This is a genomic window from Methanomethylovorans sp., assembly GCF_050177135.1.
Lineage (GTDB): Archaea > Halobacteriota > Methanosarcinia > Methanosarcinales > Methanosarcinaceae > Methanomethylovorans.
Genome location: NZ_JBFXHJ010000157.1, coordinates 1 through 4,674, shown reverse-complemented (window position 1 = coordinate 4,674; position 4,674 = coordinate 1). Strand labels below are relative to the sequence as shown.

The window sequence follows — 4,674 nt, the reverse complement described above, 5'->3', positions numbered from 1 at the left end:
GATCATATCCGAACAGGTGAGTCTTATCCTGGGCCGCAATTTCGTAATATCTTTTCAGGAAGCAGGAGGGAATACCTTTGATCCCGTACGTATGAGGTTAAAAGGCTCAAAAGGTCGCATTCGCGAGATGAGGGCTGATTATCTTGCGTATTCGCTCATCGATTCTATTGTTGATAACTACTTTGTCGTTCTGGAGAAACTGGGAGAACGATTAGAACTATTGGAAGATGAACTGCTTGATCATCCCACACCTGACACTCTTGAAGAGTTGCATGTTCTGAGAAACGAAATGATCTTTTTGCGCAAATCTGCATGGCCCCTGCGTGAAGTATCAAACAACCTTTTAAGAGCCGAATCGGACCTTATAACAAGGTCCACACAAATATATATCAAAGACATATACGACCATACCATCCAAGTGATAGATACCATCGAAACATACAGAGATATGCTTTCCGGGATGCTGGATATATATCTGTCCAGCATTAGCAACAGGATGAATGAGGTGATGAAGGTGCTTACTATCATCGCTACCATATTCATTCCATTGACCTTCCTTGCAGGTGTGTATGGCATGAACTTTCAATATATGCCGGAACTTTCATGGAAATGGGGCTATCCTGTGCTATGGTGCATTATGGCAGTAATAGGCATTTCCATGTTCTTCTATTTCCGAAAGAAGAAATGGTTATAAATGATAAGATACTTCTTTTATATTATTTCACGGAAATTATTATGTTCGGCTTATATGGATCTCCTGTTAACATGGAAATAGAAGGCGTTTTCCTATCAATGGAAGCACATGACGATTCACTCATATATCGCAGATGGGGCAGCCTGGGAAGCACAGAAAGGCTACTTTTGCAGGAGTCATGCAGCATATTGCTCAACCCGGTGGAACCGGTCAATATGCCAAAGAGGCTCACCCATTTCCTACTGGTGAACTTTAAAAAGACCCTGATACTTGAGCCCGGCGCCTCAAAGAAGGTGTACATCACTTTTCCTGTAGAGATAGGGGTTTTCGTATCTCAGGGAAAAGAGGGCTTTGAGGTAATAGATATTTTTTCTTTTTCACGGTTGAAGTACACTCTATACGGTGCTCCAAGCAATGGGACCATCTGCAAGTATTGGGAAAGCGACGTGTTTCTTTCACCACCGGATACAGATCCCTGGTACACAGGTTACATAGAACTGAAGATAGTTAATGACACTGAGCACTTGGTAGAGGTCAGCAAGTCTTTGTTCAACGCATATGGTATGAAGATCTACTATGAAGGAAATAAAGTCGTAATGAAAGCGGTCATGAAGATCCCAAGCAGAAAATTAGCGGAAACTGAGTTCGTGCACTGTCCCGGTAAAGCCGGGTTCAAAAAGGCCACCGAACTCTACGTATCGTCCAAACTAAGGGTGATCGGTAGCAGATGCATCATGGAGTACGGACTATGAACATCACACTGAACGATATATCTATCATTTCATCATCCGATTATTCTATCCTTTTTTTCAGGATGACATTCGTAGCTTCTATTGTAATTATCTCTATGATCGCCGGAAAAATTCTGTCCATATATCTCATGAGGGCTCTTCAGGATAAGATGGACAGGAAACAACTGAGCATGCTGCTCAAACTTATGCGCTACAGTTTTGTCTTCTTGGTCACTGTCTTTTTCATACTCCCGTTCATGGGATTAGAGCTTTCAAGTCTGCTTGTTGCCGGAGGTGTATTGGGCCTAATCCTGGGTATCGCTGGCCAGAGCATTGTTGCGAATCTTATCTCCGGGATCTTCCTGACCCTTGAAAGGCCCATTAAGATAGGGGATCAGGTGAACATAGATAATAATGCAGGAGTTATTGAAGATATCACTTTTGTTTCCACCATCATCAGGACCTTTGATGGGCTGTATGTGCGTGTGCCAAACGATAAGGTCTTTCTCAATAACATCACTAATTATGCTGCCAACGTAGCAAGGAGATTCGAGTATGTCATAGGAATAACCTATGACAGCGATGCCGACAAAGCCATTGGGATGATCAAAGGCATCATAGATGATGATCCTATAGCTTTTAAAAATCCAACTCCTACTGTCTTTGTGGATAAACTGGATGATAATGGTGTCAATATCTTCGTAAGGATCTGGGCTCCTTCCACTGAATGGTATTCTGTCAAGACAAGACTGCTGTGGATAATTAAAAAGACACTTGAAGAGAATGGGATAAAGATCGCCTTACCGCAGCGTACTCTATGGTTCGCTAATAGTATGCCGGCAAATCCGGTAGAAATTGGAGAAAACGATTGTTCTATTTTCTCACATCATTGATGACGAAGGAGCATACTTTTTTATATTGGAGGAATGAAAAGATAGAACATTCATATGGTTATAATAACGTGGATACTCATCTTTTTATGTTTATTGCAGTCTGCGATCTTCTCTGGTCTTACTATCGGCTTGTTCGGTCTGAGCAGGCTTCGGCTTGAAGTCGAAGCCGAACTTAAGAACTCATTTGCGGTGAAGGTACTTGAGCTGCGCACAGACTCAAACTTGTTGTTAGCCACGCTTTTATGGGGCAATGTGGGAGTCAATGTGCTGCTTACATTACTAACAGATACTATAATGACCGGAGCTTTAGCTTTTGTGTTCTCGACATTTGTGATAGCTTTCTTTGGAGAGATCGTACCTCAGGCCTATTTTTCCCGCAATACAATGAAAATAGGTGCTTATCTTATACCCTTGATCAAATTCTATAGATCTCTTTTGTATCCTGTGGCCAAGCCTACAGCTAATTTACTTGACCTTTGGCTTGGAAAAGAAGGGGTTATGTATTTCAAGGAAAGGGCTCTGAGGGTCATAATCGAAAAACACATGTTGTCTTCCAGATCAGATATCGACCGTATCGAAGGATTGGGAGCTCTCAATTTTCTCTCCATAGACGATCTGAACATAAAAAACGAAGGTTCAGTGATCCATCCACAAAGTATGATCCACCTTCCTTTCAAGGATGGATATCCGGTTTTTCCCCACGTGGACAGAAAATCTACGGATCCTCTATTGCATCAAATAGCTCTGTCAGGTAAAAAATGGGTCATAGTTGTTGATGAAAATGAAGAACCTTCTGTGGCTATAGATTCCGATGCTTTTCTCAGGGCAGCCTTCACCACCGAAAAGGCGTTTCATCCTCTGGCTTATTGTCATCATCCAATAATCGTTCACTCCTCCCAGGAACGACTGGGAGATGTGATCAAGAGGCTTAAAGTCTATCCCATCGATCTGGAGGATGATGTTGTAGATGAGGATCTTATCATTTACTGGAACAAAGATGACCCGGATAGGCGCATCATTACAGGTTCGGATCTGCTGGGCAGGCTTCTGCGGGGTATAGTGGTGAGAGTGGAATAAGAACCCCCATAAAGTATCCTGTGAAACATTCTGCAGCCATCGTTCCTGAACATATTTCCATATTATTCGGTCATTTTAATGGATAAAACGTATATACTGTTACAATAATACTCTTTTTGCAGATAGTAAATGTTGTAGGAGAGATAAATATATGAAAATTAAAATACTGATAGTTGCTTTACTTTGCCTGAGCTTGCTATCCACTACGGCCCTGGCAGCCGACGGTTCGACAGGGAACAGGATATGGGATGCTGCCCAGGAACCATCGCTTGAATATTCATGGTCACCACTTAGTTATTCGGGTTTCTATTATGACCTGGATTCAGGAGAAGGGTCTGAAATGCTGACAGTTAAACTGGACAGCTATTCTGACAGGTCCATCGAAGAGGACGACCTTGTGTATTCCACAAGACCAATAGAAACTGGTTTTGAGCGTGATGAATGGGGTTCGTTCCAGATAATCGGTTTTATGGCAGAAAGATACTTTGCAGGTTATTCTGACAATACAGCTTTTGCAGATGATGTCAGCCTCATATCCGATGGCCAGCTTGCAAAAGTGCTCATAAACGATGATGACGAAAAATCACTTTTCACGGGTTCATCACTTGTTCTGCAGGAAGGATATGTGCTGGACATAACCGAAGTCGACCTTAATGGCAATAAAGTGTTCATCACCCTTAAGAAAAATGGTGTGCAAGTAGATAGTACAGTAATAGCCTCTAATCAGGATTATGTTTACGAGACCAGAATTGGTTCCACGGATGATTTCCCTCTTATAGCAGTACATCTGGATACCATATTCAGGGGAACTGAAAGCAATGCCGTGTTCGTGAAAGGCATCTTTCAGGTGTCCGACAGCTACATCTCCGTTAACGCTGGCGATAAATATGGAAGAATGACAGTTGATACAATAGCTCCTGAAAGGATCACAATGTCAAATCCCGATGTCATAAACCTTAATGCAGGCAGGACCATCGACATAATGGGAAAGCTGAAATTCGTTGTTGCTGATGACACAGTGCTGCGTTTTGCTCCTGTGGTCGACATGACAGAACCGGGGACGTATGAGTTGCGTGGTACAGTTTCCGATGGCCCCTTCAACTGGACTGCACTGAACTTCGAAGGTTTCTACTATAACATTGATGAAGGCATAGGTACCGAATCACTGGAAGTCAAAGCTCTTAGCGGCAGGACAATAGGCGCTGAGAACCTTGTGTATTCCACAGAATCCCAGCAGGTAAGCTTTGAGCACTCTGCCTGGGGACAATTCGAAGTGATA

At 42.7% G+C, this 4,674-nt stretch carries 5 protein-coding genes; all 5 read left to right on the top strand.

Annotation, left to right across the window (positions count from 1 at the left end):
• Nucleotides 1-694, top strand: a 694-nt coding sequence (gene corA, locus AB7U21_RS10425; protein WP_428388861.1) for a magnesium/cobalt transporter CorA, incomplete at its 5' end; no start/stop codon positions are given.
• Nucleotides 695-735: 41 nt separating this feature from the next.
• Nucleotides 736-1,446, top strand: coding sequence for a DUF432 domain-containing protein (locus AB7U21_RS10420; RefSeq protein WP_333786960.1), 711 nt, complete (start codon nt 736-738; stop codon nt 1,444-1,446).
• Complete coding sequence (locus AB7U21_RS10415; protein ID WP_333786961.1) at nt 1,443-2,318, top strand: mechanosensitive ion channel family protein; 876 nt, start codon at nt 1,443-1,445, stop codon at nt 2,316-2,318. Before AB7U21_RS10420 ends, AB7U21_RS10415 begins: the two co-directional genes overlap by 4 nt.
• Nucleotides 2,319-2,372: 54 nt before the next feature.
• Nucleotides 2,373-3,395 carry a DUF21 domain-containing protein gene (locus tag AB7U21_RS10410; RefSeq protein ID WP_428388858.1) on the top strand — a complete coding sequence of 341 codons (1,023 nt, stop codon included), beginning with the start codon at nt 2,373-2,375 and terminating at the stop codon, nt 3,393-3,395.
• Between the two features lie 151 nt (nt 3,396-3,546).
• On the top strand, nt 3,547-4,674 hold a 1,128-nt coding region (locus AB7U21_RS10405), incomplete at its 3' end, for an S-layer protein domain-containing protein (protein WP_428388856.1).

What these genes read in the sequence shown, in the direction of transcription:
- AB7U21_RS10420 (WP_333786960.1), top strand. Translation starts at nt 736, where the DNA reads ATGTTCGGCTTATATGGATCTCCTGTTAACATGGAAATAGAAGGCGTT.
- AB7U21_RS10415 (WP_333786961.1), top strand. Translation starts at nt 1,443, where the DNA reads ATGAACATCACACTGAACGATATATCTATCATTTCATCATCCGATTAT.
- AB7U21_RS10410 (WP_428388858.1), top strand. Translation starts at nt 2,373, where the DNA reads ATGGTTATAATAACGTGGATACTCATCTTTTTATGTTTATTGCAGTCT.